Annotated in this window: 15 protein-coding genes and 1 pseudogene; 10 read left to right on the top strand and 6 right to left on the bottom strand. The window is 71.5% G+C overall.

All coding sequences use genetic code 11. From position 1 onward, the window contains the following. Window positions 1–152 precede the first annotated feature (152 nt). The 5 genes from ISP_RS34400 (at window position 153) to proB (ending at window position 6545) form a co-directional block, all read left to right on the top strand. Window positions 153–3095 (top strand): translation initiation factor IF-2 N-terminal domain-containing protein, encoded by a 2943-nt coding sequence (locus ISP_RS34400; protein ID WP_013228480.1) that lies wholly within the window; start codon window positions 153–155, stop codon window positions 3093–3095. Between the two features lie 163 nt (window positions 3096–3258). Further along, window positions 3259–3573 carry a 50S ribosomal protein L21 gene (gene rplU, locus ISP_RS34395; protein ID WP_003067132.1) on the top strand — a complete coding sequence of 105 codons (315 nt, stop codon included), beginning with the start codon at window positions 3259–3261 and terminating at the stop codon, window positions 3571–3573. Window positions 3574–3616: 43 nt separating this feature from the next. Then, window positions 3617–3877, top strand: a complete 261-nt coding sequence (rpmA, locus tag ISP_RS34390; RefSeq protein WP_013228479.1) for a 50S ribosomal protein L27 — start codon at window positions 3617–3619, stop codon at window positions 3875–3877. A 104-nt stretch (window positions 3878–3981) separates the two neighbouring features. After that, window positions 3982–5439, top strand: coding sequence for a GTPase ObgE (gene obgE / locus ISP_RS34385; RefSeq protein ID WP_013228478.1), 1458 nt, complete (start codon window positions 3982–3984; stop codon window positions 5437–5439). Then, window positions 5436–6545, top strand: coding sequence for a glutamate 5-kinase (gene proB / locus ISP_RS34380; protein WP_013228477.1), 1110 nt, complete (start codon window positions 5436–5438; stop codon window positions 6543–6545). Before obgE ends, proB begins: the two co-directional genes overlap by 4 nt. A gap of 120 nt (window positions 6546–6665) precedes the next feature. Here proB and ISP_RS34375 read toward each other — a convergent pair whose 3' ends face one another. Beyond that, complete coding sequence (locus ISP_RS34375) at window positions 6666–7379, bottom strand: SDR family oxidoreductase (protein WP_013228476.1); 714 nt, start codon at window positions 7377–7379, stop codon at window positions 6666–6668. A gap of 61 nt (window positions 7380–7440) precedes the next feature. On the opposite strand from ISP_RS34375, the gene ISP_RS34370 reads away from it, so the two are divergent. Further along, window positions 7441–8040 (top strand): TetR/AcrR family transcriptional regulator, encoded by a 600-nt coding sequence (locus ISP_RS34370; protein WP_013228475.1) that lies wholly within the window; start codon window positions 7441–7443, stop codon window positions 8038–8040. Here ISP_RS34370 and ISP_RS34365 read toward each other — a convergent pair. The 5 genes and pseudogenes from ISP_RS34365 to ISP_RS34345 form a co-directional block, all read right to left on the bottom strand. Next, a complete protein-coding gene (locus ISP_RS34365) occupies window positions 8010–8294 on the bottom strand; it encodes a putative quinol monooxygenase (protein ID WP_013228474.1) in 285 nt (94 codons plus the stop codon). The genes ISP_RS34370 and ISP_RS34365 overlap by 31 nt on opposite strands. Further along, window positions 8291–8677: a PPOX class F420-dependent oxidoreductase gene (locus ISP_RS34360; protein ID WP_013228473.1), complete on the bottom strand. Its 387-nt coding sequence runs from the start codon at window positions 8675–8677 to the stop codon at window positions 8291–8293. Before ISP_RS34360 ends, ISP_RS34365 begins: the two co-directional genes overlap by 4 nt. Window positions 8678–8689: 12 nt before the next feature. Further along, window positions 8690–10414, bottom strand: a complete 1725-nt coding sequence (argS, locus tag ISP_RS34355) for an arginine--tRNA ligase (RefSeq protein WP_013228472.1) — start codon at window positions 10412–10414, stop codon at window positions 8690–8692. Between the two features lie 133 nt (window positions 10415–10547). Beyond that, window positions 10548–11333 (bottom strand): annotated as a pseudogene (locus ISP_RS34350) (MFS transporter); the annotation flags it as partial. Between the two features lie 301 nt (window positions 11334–11634). Then, window positions 11635–13746, bottom strand: coding sequence for a RecQ family ATP-dependent DNA helicase (locus tag ISP_RS34345; protein ID WP_013228470.1), 2112 nt, complete (start codon window positions 13744–13746; stop codon window positions 11635–11637). Window positions 13747–13943: 197 nt separating this feature from the next. On the opposite strand from ISP_RS34345, the gene nadD reads away from it, so the two are divergent. The 4 genes from nadD to octT are packed head-to-tail and all read left to right on the top strand — an operon-like array spanning window position 13944 to window position 16312. Then, window positions 13944–14513, top strand: coding sequence for a nicotinate-nucleotide adenylyltransferase (gene nadD / locus ISP_RS34340; RefSeq protein ID WP_013228469.1), 570 nt, complete (start codon window positions 13944–13946; stop codon window positions 14511–14513). Between the two features lie 60 nt (window positions 14514–14573). Continuing rightward, window positions 14574–14969, top strand: a complete 396-nt coding sequence (gene rsfS / locus ISP_RS34335) for a ribosome silencing factor (protein WP_003067112.1) — start codon at window positions 14574–14576, stop codon at window positions 14967–14969. After that, window positions 14966–15580 carry a histidine phosphatase family protein gene (locus tag ISP_RS34330; protein WP_013228468.1) on the top strand — a complete coding sequence of 205 codons (615 nt, stop codon included), beginning with the start codon at window positions 14966–14968 and terminating at the stop codon, window positions 15578–15580. Before rsfS ends, ISP_RS34330 begins: the two co-directional genes overlap by 4 nt. Window positions 15581–15583: 3 nt before the next feature. Then, window positions 15584–16312: a diglucosylglycerate octanoyltransferase gene (gene octT, locus ISP_RS34325; RefSeq protein WP_013228467.1), complete on the top strand. Its 729-nt coding sequence runs from the start codon at window positions 15584–15586 to the stop codon at window positions 16310–16312. Window position 16313 lies beyond the last annotated feature (1 nt).

Raw genomic sequence — 16313 nt, 5'->3', positions numbered from 1 at the left:
TCCCACCGGAAGCGGTGGTGCGGCGCCCGGTTGTCGGGCCAGGATTCCCGCCGCTGGTGACCACCACGGCGGAACGAACAGAAAGGGGCCCCTGCGCGGCCGCGTCCCTGCCGGTGCGAATCGGCAGACGCGCCCGGGGGCGGAGGAGACATATGTCGAACGCGGAAACACCCGCCGAGCACACCGGCGGGAATCCCGCCACACCCACGGGCGGCCCGCTGGCCGACCTGCCGCCCCGGATCCGGGTGCACGCGCTGGCCAAGCTGCTGGAGTCGCACAGCCGGGACGTCCTCGCCAAGCTCGCCGAGCTGGGCGAAAGCGTGCGCAGCGCGCAGTCGAGCGTGACCAGGGACGTGGCGCTCAAGGTGGCCGAGGCCTTCGCGCCCGGTGAGGCCGAAGACACGCCGGCCGAGCCGGAGCCCCAGGAGGTCCGGCCGCCCGCCGAGACCCGCTCCCCGGCGCCCGAGGTGCCGGTCGTCGAGGCCGAGAAGCCGCGGCCGCGCCAGAAGACCCGCGCCCACCTGCCGGTCTTCGCCGCGCCGTCGCCGGTCTTCCTGCCGCCGGAGCCGCCGGAGCCCGCGGCCAAGCCGGCCCGCAAGCCGGCCGACCCGTTCGCGGAGCCGCCGTCGCGGCCCGAGCCCGAGGTCGCCGAGGAAGAGACCGAAGACACCACGCCGGGCGCCGACTCCGGTGCCGACGAAGACGACGACGCCGGCAGCCGCCGTCGCCGTCGCCGGGGCCGTCGTGGCCGTGGCCGGGGCAAGGGCGCCGAGGGCGGCGACGAGACCGCCGAAACCGACGACGACCAGGTCGAAGAGCAGCAGCCCCGCCGCAAGGGCCGCAACGGCGACGAAAAGCCCGAAGCGGACACCGAAGAGGCCGAGGACGCCGCGGAGTCGTCTTCGGAGTCGGATAGCGACGCCGACGAGGGCGAAGGCGGCACCCGCCGTCGCCGCCGCCGTCGCCGCCGCAAGGGCTCGGACGGCGAAGACGCCGAGGCCACCGGCACCGACGACCCGCCGAACACGGTCACGCACGTCCGTCAGGCCAAGGCCGAGCAGGCCGAGCGCGAGCGCCCGGCGCGCGACGAGGTGCGCAGCGTCCGCGGGTCGACCCGGCTGGAAGCCAAGCGCCAGCGCCGCCGTGACGGCCGCGAGGCGGGCCGCCGCCGCGCCCCGATCCTGTCCGAGGCCGAGTTCCTCGCCCGGCGCGAGTCGGTCGAGCGCACGATGGTCGTCGCCGAGCACGGCGACTCCACCCAGATCGCGGTGCTGGAGGACGGCGTCCTCGTCGAGCACTTCGTGACGCAGTCGGGCTCCGGCTCGATCGTCGGCAACGTCTACCTCGGCCGCGTCCAGAACGTGCTGCCGAGCATGGAGGCCGCGTTCATCGACATCGGCCGCGGCCGCAACGCCGTGCTGTACGCCGGTGAGGTCGACTGGGACGCCGCCGGCCTGGAGGGCAAGGCCCGCAAGATCGAGCAGGCGCTGTCCACCGGCGACTCGGTGCTGGTCCAGGTCACGAAGGACCCGGTCGGGCACAAGGGCGCCCGGCTGACCACGCAGATCTCGCTGCCCGGCCGCTTCCTCGTCTACGTGCCCGCGGGCGGTGCCACCGGCATCTCCCGCAAGCTGCCGGAGAACGAGCGCCGCCGGCTCAAGGACATCCTCAAGCGGATCGTCCCGGAGGACGCGGGTGTCATCATCCGCACCGCCTCCGAGGGCATCGGCGAGGAGGAGCTGGGCCGCGACGTCGACCGCCTGAAGGCGCAGTGGGACGTCATCAAGGAGAAGGCCGCCGCCGGTTCCGGCAAGAAGGGCGGCGCGCCGACCATGCTCTACGAAGAGCCGGACCTGCTGGTCAAGGTCGTGCGTGACCTCTTCACCGAGGACTTCACCAAGCTGGAGATCCAGGGCAACCGGTCCTGGGAGACGATCAACGGCTACGTCAGCCACGTCGCCCCGGAGCTCACCGAGCGCCTCCGGCGCTACACCGGCACCGGCGACGCGTTCGCCGACCACCGGATCGACGAGCAGATCACCAAGGCCCTCGACCGGAAGGTCTGGCTGCCCAGCGGCGGTTACCTGGTCATCGACCGCACCGAGGCGATGACGGTGATCGACGTCAACACCGGCAAGTTCACCGGATCGGGTGGCAACCTCGAGGAGACGGTGACCCGCAACAACCTGGAGTCGGCGGAGGAGATCGTCCGCCAGCTCCGGCTGCGGGACATCGGCGGCATCATCGTCATCGACTTCATCGACATGGTGCTCGAGTCCAACCGCGAGCTGGTGCTGCGCCGCCTGACCGAATGCCTCGGCCGCGACCGCACGCGTCACCAGGTCGCCGAGGTGACCTCGCTCGGCCTGGTGCAGATGACCCGCAAGAAGATCGGCACCGGCCTGCTGGAGGCGTTCTCGACGCCGTGCGAGCACTGCAAGGGCCGGGGCGTGCTCGTCTCGACCGAGGTGCAGCGCACCGCCGGCAACGCGACGCAGTCCCCCGGCGGGAACGGCAACGGCGGCGGCAACAACGGTGGCAACAGCGGCGGCGGGGAGAAGAGCTCCCGCCGGTCGCGGGGCCGCGGCAAGAGCGAGGAAGCCGCCAAGGAGGCGGCGGCCGAAGCCGCCAAGGCCGAGGTCCACGCCGTTCCGTCGCCGGAGCAGCGCGAGTCGATCGCGTCCGCGGTGGCGGCGATGGCGAACGCCTCGAAGGCCGCCAAGGAGCACGACCACGGCGCGCTGAACGGCAACGGGCCCGCCCCGGAGCCGGCCAGGGAGATCGCGGACGTCCCGGCGACCACGGAGGCCGACGAGACGCCGGTGGCGGCCGAGCCGCCCGCCGAGCCCGCCCAGGAGGTCGCCGGCATCCCGGTGACCACCGAGGCGGACGAGGTGCCGGTGCCGCAGGACGAGGAACCCGAGGTCGAGCAGTCCTCGGCCCCGGAGCCGGCCGAGGAGCCGGTGACCGAGCCGGTCGCCGACCCCGAGGTCAACGTGCCCGAACCGGCCGGCCGCTCCACCCGGCGCCGTCCGCGCCGGGCGGCGTCGCGGCCGGCGGGGCCGCCGGTGCACGCCTCCGACCAGAGCAAGTGAACGACTAGGGGGACCCCGGTGGTAACGCACCGGGGCACCCCACGTAACCTGTAGTACGGCCTGCCACCAGAGCAGGTCGCTGCGCGAGTCCAGGACCGCCGTTCCATCAGGCGGGCCGATCGCGCGGGCCCCCACCCATTGTCGAGTAATGCAGGAGACTTCCGTGTCGGCGTACGCGATCGTCAAGACCGGCGGCAAGCAGTACAAGGTGGCCGTCGGCGACGTCGTCGAGGTCGAGAAGCTCGAGGGCGAGCCGGGCACCGAGCACATCCTCCCCGCCGTTTTGTACGTCGACGGTGGCGATGTCACCACGGACGCCGACGCGCTGGCGAAGGTCTCGGTCACCGGCAAGGTCGTCGAGCAGACCAAGGGTCCGAAGATCCGGATCCACAAGTTCAAGAACAAGACGGGCTACCACAAGCGCCAGGGTCACCGGCAGAAGCTGACCCGCGTCGAGGTCACCGCCATCTCCCTGTAAGGGCTTCTCCGGATCTTCGTTCGTTCAGAAAGAGGACTGAGCTATGGCTCACAAGAAGGGTGCGTCCAGCTCCCGCAACGGTCGTGACTCGAACGCGCAGCGCCTCGGCGTCAAGCGCTTCGGCGGCCAGCAGGTCAACGCCGGCGAGATCCTGATCCGCCAGCGCGGCACCAAGTTCCACCCCGGCGTCAACGTCGGCCGCGGCGGCGACGACACGCTGTTCGCGCTGGCCACCGGTGCGGTCCAGTTCGGCGAGAAGCGTGGCCGCAAGACGGTCAACATCGTCGTGCCAGTAGAAGCCTGATTCGGCTTCTTTCTAGACCTCTGACGAGGGGTGGGGCCGGAATATCCGGTGCCACCCCTCGTTTCTTTTTGTGTCCGATCTTCCGCAGGTGAAAGAGGCAAGTCATGGCGTCCCGGTTCGTGGACCGTGCGGTGATCCACCTGACCGCAGGTGACGGTGGGAACGGCTGCGCCTCGGTGCACCGCGAGAAGTTCAAGCCACTCGGCGGCCCGGACGGCGGCAACGGCGGCAACGGCGGCGACGTCCTGCTGGTCGTCGACCCGAACGTGCACACCCTGCTCGACTTCCACTTCCGCCCGCACGCCAAGGCCGGCAGCGGCAAGATGGGCCAGGGCGGCAACCGCGCGGGCGCGGCGGGGGAGACGCTGGTGATGAAGGTGCCGTCCGGCACCGTCGTGTTCACCGAAGACGGCGAGATGGTCGCCGACCTGATCGGCCCCGGCACCACGTTCGTCGCCGCCCAGGGCGGCCGCGGTGGCCTCGGCAACGCGGCGCTGTCGTCGAAGGCCCGCAAGGCGCCCGGCTTCGCGCTGCTGGGTGAGCCCGGCGAGACCCGTAACCTCGTGCTGGAGCTGCGGTCGGTCGCCGACGTCGGCCTGCTGGGGTTCCCGTCCGCCGGCAAGTCGTCGCTGATCTCGGTGCTGTCCGCGGCCAAGCCGAAGATCGCCGACTACCCGTTCACCACGCTGGTGCCGAACCTCGGCGTCATCACCGGCGGCGACACGGTGTTCACGATGGCCGACGTGCCCGGCCTCATCCCCGGCGCGTCCGAGGGCAAGGGCCTGGGCCTGGACTTCCTCCGCCACATCGAGCGCTGCGCGGTGCTGGTGCACGTCGTCGACTGCGCGACGCTGGAGCCGGGCCGCGACCCGCTGTCCGATGTGGACGCTCTCGAGGCGGAGCTGGCGAAGTACACGCCGAGTCTCGGCGGGAAGCTCGAAGAGCGTCCGCGGGTGGTCGTGCTCAACAAGATCGACGTCCCCGAGGCCGCCGAGCTCGCCGAGTTCGTCCGCCCGGACTTCGAAGCCCGCGGCCTCAAGGTGTTCGCCGTCTCGACGGCGTCCCGCAAGGGCCTGCGGGAGCTGACCTTCGCGCTCGCGGCGATCGTCGAGCAGAACCGCGAGGCGGAGCCGGTGCTGGAGCCGGAGAAGATCGTGCTGCGGCCGCTGGCCGTCGACGACTCCGGCTTCACCGTCGAGGTCGACCCCGAGGAAGAGGGCGCGTTCATCGTGCGCGGCGCTCGCCCGGAGCGGTGGATCCGCCAGACCGACTTCGGCAACGACGAGGCCGTCGGCTACCTCGCCGACCGGCTCAACCGGCTCGGCGTCGAGGACAAGCTGGCGAAGCTCGGCGCGCGGCCCGGCAGTCCCGTCACGGTCGGCGACGTCCAGTTCGAATGGGAGCCGTCGACGCCGAGCGTCGCGATGCACCTGTCCGGGCGCGGCACCGACGTCCGGCTGGAGCGCATCGACCGGCCCGGCGCCACCGAGCGCAAGGAAGCCCGCCGGATCCGGCGGGCGGGCTCGGACGAGTTCGAGGACGCCCTGGACGTCGAGGAGTGAGCGGCACGCGCGAAGCCATCGCTGCCGCGCGGCGGCTGGTGGTCAAGGTCGGCTCGTCGGCGCTGACCAGCGCGGGCAGCGGGCTCGACGCCGCCCGGCTGGACGCGCTGGTCGACGCGATCGCCGAGCGCGTCGCCCGGGAAACGCAGATCGTGCTGGTGTCCTCGGGCGCGATCGGGGCCGGCCTGGCCCCGCTCTCGCTGGGCAAGCGGCCGCGTGACCTCGCCACCCAGCAGGCGGCGGCGAGCGTCGGGCAGCTGGCGCTGGCGCACGCGTACGCCGAGTCGTTCGGGCGGTACTCGCTGACGGTCGGGCAGGTGCTGCTGACCTCCGACGACGTCGTCCGCCGCTCGCACTACCGCAACGCGCAGCGGACGTTTTCGCGGCTGCTGGCGCTCGGCGCGGTCCCGGTCGTCAACGAGAACGACACGGTGGCGACCGAGGAAATCCGCTTCGGCGACAACGACCGCCTGGCGGCCCTGGTGGCCCACCTGATCGGCGCCGACGCGCTGATCCTGCTGTCCGATGTGGACGGCCTGTACGACGGCGACCCCCGCGGCGGCGCGACCCGCAAGCTGACGGAGGTCCTGTCCGAGTCCGATGTGGACGGAATCTCGGTCGGCATGTCCAGCTCCGGCCTGGGCACGGGCGGCATGGTCTCCAAGCTCGCGGCCGCCCGCACCGCGGCGGGAGCGGGCATCCCGGTGCTGTTGGCGGCGGCTTCGGAAGCCTCGGCGGCGTTGACTTCCGCTTCCCCGGGCACAGCTTTCGCCCCGGCGGACACGCGCCTGTCGGCCCGCAGGTTCTGGCTGGGCTACGCGGCGGACACCACGGGCAAGCTCCGCCTCGACGACGGCGCGGTGACGGCGGTGGTCCGCCGCCGCCGGTCCCTCCTGGCCGCGGGCATCACGGGCGTGGACGGCGAATTCCAGGCGGGCGACGTGGTCGACCTGGTGGACGCCAAGGACCGCCCGGTGGCCCGCGGAGTGGTGGCCTTCGACGCGACGGAGCTCCCGGACCTGATCGGCCGTTCAACCCCCGAGCTCCCGGCCGAACAACGCCGCGAGGTCGTCCACGCCGACGACCTCGTCCCCCTCCGCCGCTGACCCCGCCCGTGTCGACCCGCCAATCACACGTGATGCCCCTCCAATCACACGTGATGCCCCCTCAATCACGGGTGATGCCCGTCCCGCCACACGTGATTCCCTTCGATCACCCGTGAGGCCTCAGCCCAGCGAGACCAGCCGGGCTCCGCCGTCGGCCTCCAGGACCGTGCCGGTCAGGTTCTGGTTCGTCGCCGCCAGCGTCACCACCTCCGCCACGTCGTCCGCCGTCGCGACGCGGCGCACCGGGATCGAAGCCGCCGTCTGCGCGAAGAACCCCTCCCGCATCTCGTCCGGGAAGCCGCTCCACCACGCCGTGTCGACCACTCCCGGCGACACCGCGTTCACCCGCCTCGGCGCCAGCTCGACCGCCAGCGGCTTGACCAGCGCTTCGATGGCCGCGTTCAGCGCGCCGATCCCGGCCGTGCCGGCCATCGCCGCCCGGGCCGTGATCGCGCTGAGCAGCGTGATCGACCCGTCCGCCGCCAGGTGCGGCAGGACCGCCTGGATCGTCACCAGGTGCGCCCAGAACTTCGCGTCGAACGCCCGCCGCAACATGGCGAGGTCCAGCGAATCGATCGGCCCCATGCCTTCGGCGCCGGACAGGCTCACCACCAGCACGTCGACCGTCCCGAGCGACGCGGCCAGCGCGGCCATCGCCGTGGCGTTGCCGCCGTCGGCCTGGTGCCCGGTCAGCTCCGGATCGCTCGAAGCGACGTCGTCGAGCCGTTCCTTGCCGCGCCCGGTGACGTGGACGTCGTATCCCCGCCGCTGCAGCCGCCGCGCGGTCGCCAGGCCGATGCCCGAAGTGCCGCCGGCCACGAGAGCGATGCTCATGCTTGTTCCTCATTTCGAACCGGTACGTCTCGTTTCGAAATGGACGCTACCATCGGATCCCATGACCGACCAGTCCCGCCCCGGCCGCAAGCGCAGCGAACAGAGCCGGCTGGCGATCCTCGCCGCCACGCTCGAACTGGTCGCGGAGGCCGGCTACGGCACACTGACCATCGAAGGCATCGCCGCGCGCTCGGGCGTCGGCAAGCAGACGATCTACCGCTGGTGGCCGTCGAAGGCCGACGTCCTGCTCGACGCGCTCGCGACGAAGGCGGACCTGCAGATCCCGGTCCCGGACGAGGGCTCTTTCCGCGCCAACCTGGCCCGGTTCCTGGGCAGCACCTTCGAGCTGGGCGGGAAGTCCCCGGTCGCTGACACGCTCCGGGCGCTGATGGCCCAGGCGCAGATCGACCCGGAGTTCGGCAACCGCTTCCGCGAAGACTTCCTGTTCCGCCGCCGCGACGCACTCGGCACGCTCGTCGACCGCGCCCGCGAGCGCGGCGAACTTCCGGCCGGCGTGCGGCCCGGCACGGTGCTCGACGTCGTGTTCGGGACGCTCTGGTACCGGCTCCTCGCGACGCGCGAACCGGTCGACGGCGGCCTGGCCGACGAACTAGTGGCGCTGCTCGCGGATCACGGCGCCTCGACCGCCGAGATCCGGTAGCGCGCCACCGAGGCGTCGAGGATCTGCGCCGCCTGCTCGTCCGAAGGCCCGGAGCCGCGGAAACGCTCCAGGTCTTCGTCGGACTCCCAGCGCTCGTACACCGTGACCCGGCCGGGGTCGAGCAGGTCGGCGCCCAGCGCGTACTCGAGGCAGCCCGGCGCCTCCCGCGCGAGCCGGACGGCTTCGGCGCACCCCGCCAGGTAGTCCTCACGCTTTTCGGGAGCGACGGCGAGCCAGCCGGCGATGATGATCACGACGTGATCCGATCCGCCTTGATCGTGAGCAGCAGCCGCGTCTGGTCGCGGCCGCCCCACCACGGGTACGGGCCGCCGAGGTAGCGCTGCGACAGCTTCTCGATGTGCTCGACCGCGCCGTCTTCGGTCGTATCGATGACCTGCCCGCGGATCGCGAAGTAGCGCGACGGCCGGGCGTGGTCGGCGACGTTGAGCGCCACCCGGGGGTCACGCGCGATGTTGCGCTGCTTCTGGTGACCCAGCACGGTGTTGACGAGGACGTGCGTCCCGTCGGTGTCCACCCAGGTCTGGGTGAGCTGCGGCGAGCCGTCGGGCATCAGCGTCGACAGGAAGCAGAGGCTGGGCTCGCGCAGCAGAGCGAGCAGATCGCCGGGTAGTTCCACAGTGGTCTCCCGCTAGAGCCGGTCGGGCGCTTCGATGCCGAGCAGGGAAAGCCCGAGCGCGAGCGTGTGCGACGTCAGCGTAGTCAACCTCAGCCGGGACGCGCGCAGCGACGGCGAAGACGCCTTCAGAACTGGACATTCTTCGAAGAACCGCGAGAAAGCAACGGCGGTCTCGTAGAGGTAAGTGCAGAGCTTGTGCGGTGCGTAGCCGCTCGTGGCCGCCTTCAGTGCTTCGCCGAACCGGAGCAGCTTCAGCGCCAACGCACGCTCCGCCGGCGCCTCGAGCGCCACCTGGGTGCCCTCGGGTAGTCCGCCCGCCTTCCTGAGGAGCGACTGTGTCCGCGCGTGCGCGTACTGGAGGTACACCGATGTGTTGCCCTCATAGGCCAGCATCCGGTCCCAGGCGAAGACGTAGTCGCGCTCGCGATCGCCGGACAGGTCCGCATACTTGACCGCGCCGATCCCGACCGCCCGGGCGACTTCGGCCTGCCCGGCCGCGTCGAGCTCACTGCGTTCGGTGACGACCGCGGCGGCCTGCGTCACGGCTTCGGTGAGCAGGTCGGCCAGCTTGACGGTTTCGCCGGCCCGGGTCCGCATGGCCTTACCGTCCGCGCCCAGTACCGTGCCGAAGCCGACGTGCTCGGCGTGCCCGGTCAGCCAGCCCGCGGCGCGGCAGGTGGCGAACACCATCGCGAAGTGCTGCGCCTGCGGCGTCCCGACGACGTAGAGCAGGTCGGTGGCGCCGCGCTCGGCCGTCCAGTACCGGACGGTCGCCAGGTCCGTGGCGGCATACCCGTAACCGCCGTCGCGCTTGCGGACGATCAGTGGCAGCCGGTCGCCTTCGCGATTGCTGAAGCCCTCGGGGAAGACGCAAATGGCGCCGTTGCTGACTTCGGTGAGGCCGGCTGCCTCGAGGTCGTCGATGACCGTGGCGAGGTACGGGTTGTAGTAGCTCTCGCCGTAGATGTCCTTGTCGGTCAGGGAAATCCCGAGCAGCGCGTAGACCTCGTTGAAGTGCCGTGTCGACTCGTCGACGAGCTCCTGCCAGACGGCGAGGGTGTCTTCGTCGCCGCTCTGCAGCTTGACGACGCGGGTGCGCGCCCGCGTCGCGAACGCTTCGTCGCTGTCGAACTTCCGGCGTGCTTCGCGGTAGAAGGCGTCGAGGTCGGCGATCGCGCGTTGCCCGGCGGGGACGTCGAGGAGGTGCTCGATGAGCATGCCGAACGGCGTGCCCCAGTCGCCGAGGTGGTTGTGCGGCAGCACTTCGTGCCCGGCGAACCGCAGCAGGCGGGCGAGCGCGTCGCCGATCACGGACGAGCGCAGGTGCCCGACGTGCATTTCCTTCGCCACGTTCGGGCTGCTGTAGTCGAGCGCGATCCGCCGGGGCTCGGTGGTTTCCGGCACGCCGAGTCGCGGATCGCCGAGCAGCGCGCCGGTGCGTGCTTCGAGCCATTCCGTGCGCAGCGAGAAGTTCAGGAAGCCCGGCCCGGAGACTTCGGGCGGATCGGCGATCCCGTCGAGCTCCAGCGCTCCGGCGATGAGTCCGGCGACCTCACGCGGCGGACGACCGAGCTGCTTGCCCAGGCTCATCGCGAGGTTGGCCTGGTAATCGACGCCGTCGCGCGGCGACGCCTGGACCAGCGCTTGTTCCGGCATCAGTGCGACGTCCAGCGCCCGGCCGGCGGCGGTCACCACGCGGCGCGCCAGCTCCTCGGTAACGTCGGCGGTCTGCTGCACGGTGTACCTCCTTCGGCTCCGGTCGCGGAAGCCCTCAACCCGCTTTCGGGGGTCCGGGTGGCGAAGCCCCCGGCTCGGGGCGGAGCCCCGGATGGCGCAGCGTAGCGAGCGTGACCGGCCGATGACGAAGGGTTTACCGCAGCTCGCTGCCCTTCGTCTCCGGGAGCGTGAGGATCACCGCGAACGCGATCGCGGCGGCCACGGCGACGTACCAGAAGTAGAGCGTCTGCGACACGGCACCGAACAGGGTGATGAGCAGGGGAGCGGTGCCGCCGAAGATCGCGACGGTCAGGTTGTACCAGGCCCCGATGCCCAGCCCGCGCAGTTCGGTGGGGAACAGTTCGCTCATGATGGCGGGCGCGATCGACGTCATCGCGGTGTACAGCCCGAGCCCGACGCAGAACACCACGAGCAGCCCGCCGACGCCCGGACCGAGCAAAGTGGACAGCGGCACGACGACGACCGCGGTCGCCCCGGACCACACGAGCAGCTGCGGCTTGCGCCCGACCCGGTCGGCGAGGGCACCCATCGGGTACTGCAACGCGATGAACAGCGCCGTGCCGACCGACAGCGCGAGGAAGACCGCGCCGGCATCCGCGTGCCGGTTCTTCACCGCGAACGACGTCAGTGCGCTGAAGAACGTGTAATAGCAGAGCGTCGAGAGCATGGTGAAGCCGACGAGCCTGCCGACGGCCTTGGGGTGGTGCGTCAGCGTGGTCAGCAGCGGCCGCTCGAGCTTGCGCGCCTTGGTCTTCGTCTGCTCGAACAGCTCGGTCTCGGCGAGGCTCCGGCGCAGCCACAGCCCGACCAGGCCGAAGACGCCGCCCAGCAGGAACGGCAGCCGCCAGCCCCACGACGCGAGCTGGGCCTTGTCCAGCGCGCGGGCCAGCACGAAGCCGAGCACGGTGGCGACGAGCACGTCGCGTAGATCGTCCAGTCGAACCACTCCAGCGCGTTGCCGGCGCTCGCGGCGAACAGCTTGCGCACCGGCAGTCGGTGGCGCTGCGAAACCTGGACGGCGGATTCGGTCATGGCGGCCTCCACGTCACCCGAAGGTGCAACGGGACTTTGCCACATTCCTTCGCAGTGCGAAAGATCCCCACCATCCGCCGACCCCGTTCGCCGGCTGACCCTCCAGGTACGCGAGTCGTCCGTCCAGGTACGCGTGTCGTCCGCCGGGGTACGGGTGTCGTCCGTCCAGGTACGTGTCCTGCTTCCGCTCAGGCCGTGCTGGCCAACGCGAACGGCAGCACCGCGGGCGCCCCGGCCCGCCGCAGCAGCCGCGCGGCGAGCGTCATCGTCCAGCCGGTGTCGATGACGTCGTCCACCAGCAGGACCGGTCCGGACGGCAGGACCGCCGCGAGGTCCGCGGGCATGCTCATCCGCCGCCACAGGTCGGCCAGCCGCTGTGCGCTGTTCGCCTGGCGCGGCGGTGGCCCCTCGGCATCGAGCGCGCCGAGGAAGTCCAGCTTGCCGATCTCGGCCAGCCGGGTCGCGAGGCTGTACACCAGTTGCGGCCGCGTGGACGACGGCACCGCGACGACCGCCACCGGCCGTTGCGCCCATTGCCAGCCGGCGAGCACCTGCACGCACGCCTTGAACACCGAGTCCGGCACCTCGGCGTCGTTCGCCTGCGGCCCGACGAGCTCCCGCAGCCGGTTGCCCCAGCCGACGTCGGTGAGCCGCCCGAGCACCTGGCCCGGCTCGGCCTGGTCGTCGGCGGAGATCCGGCCCGAGACCGGAACGTCCAAAGAGGACATTCCGGTGGGCCACTGCTTCCGCGGGGCCACCTCGACGCCGGGCCGCTGCAGGCGTTCCCGGGTCGCGTCGACGACCTCGTCGGCCACCGACGTGTCCCAGTACTTCCCGGTGCAGTTGTCGCACCGTCCGCACGGTGTCGCCTCGGGGTCGTCGAGCTGACGCCGCAGGTATTCCATCCGGCAGTCCCCGGTCGCGAGGTAGCCGACCATCGCCTCCTGCTCGCGGTCACGCGCTTCCGCGACCCGCTGGTACCGCCCGCGGTCGTATTGCCATTCCTCGCCCGTGCTCGTCCAGCCGCCCTTCACGCGCCGGACCGCGCCGTCGACGTCCAAGACCTTGAGCACCATTTCCAGCCGTGACCGGGAAAGCTCGACCGACGGCTCGAGCGCGGCCGTCGACAGTGGACGGTCGGCGTAGGCGAGGGTGTTCAGCACCTGTGTCACCCGCAGTTCGTCGGGGAAGGCCAGCGACCCGAAGTACGCCCAGATCGCCTTGTCCTCCTCGCCGGGCAGCAGCACGACCTCGGCGCGCTCCACGCCACGCCCGGCGCGGCCGACCTGCTGGTAGTAGGCGATCGGCGACGACGGCGCGCCGAGGTGCACCACGAACCCGAGATCCGGCTTGTCGAAGCCCATGCCCAGCGCGGACGTCGCGACCAGGGCCTTGACGCGGTTGCCGAGCAGGTCGTCCTCGGCCGCCTGCCGGTCGGCCGGGTCGGTCTTGCCGGTGTAGGCCGCCACCGGGTAGCCGCGGTCCTTCAGCAGCGAAGCGACGTCGTGCGCCGCCGCGACGGTCAGCGTGTAGATGATCCCGGAACCGGGCAGCTCGGCCAGGTGCTCCGCGAGCCACGCCAGCCGCGCCTGCGACGTCGGCAGCCGGCACACCGACAGCCGCAGGCTTTCCCGGTCGAGGCTGCCGCGCAGCACCAGCGTGTCCGCGCCGGTGCCGAGGCCCAGCTGCTCGGCGACGTCGGTGACCACGCGGTCGTTCGCGGTCGCGGTGGTCGCCAGCACCGGAACGCCGTCCGGGAGATCACCCAGCAGGGTGCGCAGGCGCCGGTAGTCGGGCCGGAAGTCGTGGCCCCAGTCCGAAATGCAATGCGCCTCGTCGACCACCAGGAGCCCGGTGCTCGCGGTCAGCTTCGGCAGCACGTTGTCGCGGAAGTCCGGGTTGTTCAGCCGTTCGGGGCTCACCAGCAGCACGTCCACCTCGCCGGCCGCGACCGCCGCTTGGACCTGGTCCCACTCCTGGGGATTCGCGGAGTTCATCGTCGCCGCGTGGATCCCGGCTCGCGCGGCCGCCGAGATCTGGTTGCGCATCAGCGCCAGCAGCGGCGAGACGATCACCGTCGGCCCGCTGCCCTGTTCGCGCAGCAACGCCGTGGCCAGGAAGTACACCGCCGACTTGCCCCACCCGGTGCGCTGCACGACCAGCGCGCGGCGCCGCTGCGCCACCAAGGCCTCGATGGCCGTCCATTGGTCTTCGCGCAGCTTCGCCGAGTCGCCGGCCAATGCCCGGAGGAGGGTCTCGGCACGGTCGCGGAGGGCTGGGGTGGTGCTGGTCGTGTCCACGTCCCCACGTCTACCCCATGACACCGACAGATCGGGAATCGGCGGCGCCGCGAACGGAGAGTTTGCGACCGATACCAGCCGTAATGTGACCTGAATCACACATTCTGCCCGGTCGGGCGAGGTGGCGAAGAGCACCAGGCCTCCTGGCGCTCGGCCTTATAGGCTCTCCGGTCATGTCACCACGGCGGATCGGGGTCATGGGCGGCACTTTCGACCCCGTGCACCACGGCCACCTCGTCGCGGCCAGCGAGGTCCAGTCCCGGTTCGGGCTCGACGAGGTGATCTTCGTCCCCACCGGGCAGCCGTGGCAGAAGACCGATCGCGAAGTGACCAGGGCCGAGGACCGGTACCTGATGACCGTGATCGCGACCGCGTCCAACCCGGTCTTCTCGGTCAGCCGCGTGGACATCGACCGCGGCGGCCAGACCTACACCGTCGACACCCTGCGCGACCTGCACGCCGAATACCCCGAAGACGAGCTCTTCTTCATCACCGGCGCCGACGCGCTCGAACAGATCCTGACCTGGCACAAGGCCGACGAGCTGTTCGACTTCGCGCACTTCATCGGGGTCACGCGGCCCGGTTACCGGCTCAACTCCCACCACCTGCCCAGCGGCAAGGTGAGCCTGGTCGAGGTCACCGCGATGGCCATTTCGTCCACCGGCTGCCGTGATCGGGTCGAGCGCGGGGAGCCGGTCTGGTACCTCGTTCCCGACGGCGTCGTCCGCTACATCGCCAAGAAGGACCTGTACCGGAAGAGCGACTGAACCACTGTCGGTCCCTGCGGGTACCCTTCTCGGGCGAACCCGATCTGGAAAAGGAGCACTGTGGCAGCCACGTCCGAGGCTCGAGAGCTGGCCGTAGCGGCCGCCCACGCGGCGGCGGACAAGAAGGCCAGCGACGTCGTCGTGCTGGACGTGTCCGAGCAGCTCGTCATCACCGACGCCTTCGTCATCGCCTCCGCGTCCAACGAGCGCCTGGTCGGCGCGATCGTGGACAACGTCGAGGAAAAACTGCGCGAGAGCGGGCACAAGCCGGTCCGCCGCGAAGGCGCCCGCGAAGGGCGCTGGGTCCTGCTCGACTACGTCGACGTCGTCGTGCACGTCCAGCACGTCGAAGAGCGCACGTTCTACGGCCTCGAGCGGCTCTGGAAGGACTGCCCGCGCATCGAGGTGGCCGGTCTCGAGGAGCCACCCGCCGACGAGGACCCGGACGTCCCGTGAGCCCGCGGCGGCTGGTGCTCTGGCGTCACGGCGAGACGGACTACAACGCCGCCGGGCGGATGCAGGGTCACCTCGACTCGGCGCTGACCCCGCGCGGCTGGAACCAGGCCCGGTTCGCGGTGCCCGCACTGGCCCGCTTCTCCCCGGACCTCGTCATCGCCTCCGACCTGCGCCGGGCCACCGACACCGCCACCGTGCTCACCGACGCCATCGGCGTCCCGCTGCGGATCGACAAGCGGCTGCGGGAGACGCACCTTGGCGAATGGCAGGGGCTCACCGGCGAGCAGGTCGACCAGGCCTACCCCGGTGAACGCGACCGCTGGCGCACCGACGCGACCTGGGCCCCGCCGGGCGGCGAGAGCCGGGTCGACGTCGCCGACCGCGCGGGGGAAGTCGTCACGGACCTGCAGCAGGCCAACTCCGACGCGGGTGACACCGTGCTGCTGGCCGCGCACGGCGGCCTGATCATCGCGCTGACCGCGCGGCTGCTGGACCTGCCGGTCGTGGCCTGGCCGTCGCTCGGCGGGATCTCGAACTGCCACTGGGTCGAGCTGGGCCGCCGCGACGGGAAGTGGCGGCTGCACGCCTACAACGCGGGGATGCACGGCTAGCCGATGGGGCCGCGCCTGCTGGTGTTCGGCGATTCGCTGAGCTTTCACGGTCCCGAAGGACCTTGCGCCGCCGACGAACCGCGGCTGTGGCCCAATGTGGCCGCTGCCGCGTTGGGCGGCACCGCCGACCTGGTCGCGGGCATCGGCTGGAACGCACGGGACGCCTGGTGGTCGCTGACCGGCGACCCGCGGGTCTGGGCCGACCTGCACCACGTCGACGCGGTCGTGTTCGCGATCGGCAGCATGGACACGCTGCCCTCGCCGTTGCCCACCTACCTGCGCACCGGCCTGCGGTACCTGCGGCCCGACCCGGTGCGGCGCGTCGTGCGCAAGGCCTATCTCGCCGCGCAGCCGCGGTTGGCGGTGGCGCTGCGCGGCCGGCCCACGGTGCTGCCGGCCAAACTCACCGTGCAGTACCTCGACACGGCCGTGGGCGCACTGCGCGTCCTGCGGCCCGAGCTGCCGATCTTCGGCTGGCTGCCGTCGGTCCACCGCGCGGCGGCCTACGGCGGCGTGCACACCGCGCGCCCGGCCGCGGCGGCGGCGATGGCGGCCTGGAGCTCGCGAGCGGGAGTTCCGTTGCTGGACCTCGAAGCCGTCGTCGGGGAGCACGTGCTCAGCGGCGCGGGCAATCCGGACGGCATGCACTGGGGCTGGCCGGGGCACGCCGCGGTGGGCGCGGCGATGTCCGTGTTGCTGGCGCCGGTGCTGGCCCCCGGCCACGTAGGCTGAC

The sequence above is a fragment of the Amycolatopsis mediterranei genome (assembly GCF_026017845.1).
Classification (GTDB): domain Bacteria; phylum Actinomycetota; class Actinomycetes; order Mycobacteriales; family Pseudonocardiaceae; genus Amycolatopsis; species Amycolatopsis mediterranei.
This window is presented reverse-complemented; position numbering and strand designations above follow the sequence as displayed.

Excerpts from the sequence above, each read along its gene's own strand:
- ISP_RS34370 (WP_013228475.1), top strand. The coding sequence starts at position 7,441 with ATGACCGACCAGTCCCGCCCCGGCCGCAAGCGCAGCGAACAGAGCCGG.
- ISP_RS34400 (WP_013228480.1), top strand. The coding sequence starts at position 153 with ATGTCGAACGCGGAAACACCCGCCGAGCACACCGGCGGGAATCCCGCC.
- nadD (WP_013228469.1), top strand. The coding sequence starts at position 13,944 with ATGGGCGGCACTTTCGACCCCGTGCACCACGGCCACCTCGTCGCGGCC.
- rpmA (WP_013228479.1), top strand. The coding sequence starts at position 3,617 with ATGGCTCACAAGAAGGGTGCGTCCAGCTCCCGCAACGGTCGTGACTCG.
- octT (WP_013228467.1), top strand. The coding sequence starts at position 15,584 with ATGGGGCCGCGCCTGCTGGTGTTCGGCGATTCGCTGAGCTTTCACGGT.
- ISP_RS34375 (WP_013228476.1), bottom strand. The coding sequence starts at position 7,379 with ATGAGCATCGCTCTCGTGGCCGGCGGCACTTCGGGCATCGGCCTGGCG.
- obgE (WP_013228478.1), top strand. The coding sequence starts at position 3,982 with ATGGCGTCCCGGTTCGTGGACCGTGCGGTGATCCACCTGACCGCAGGT.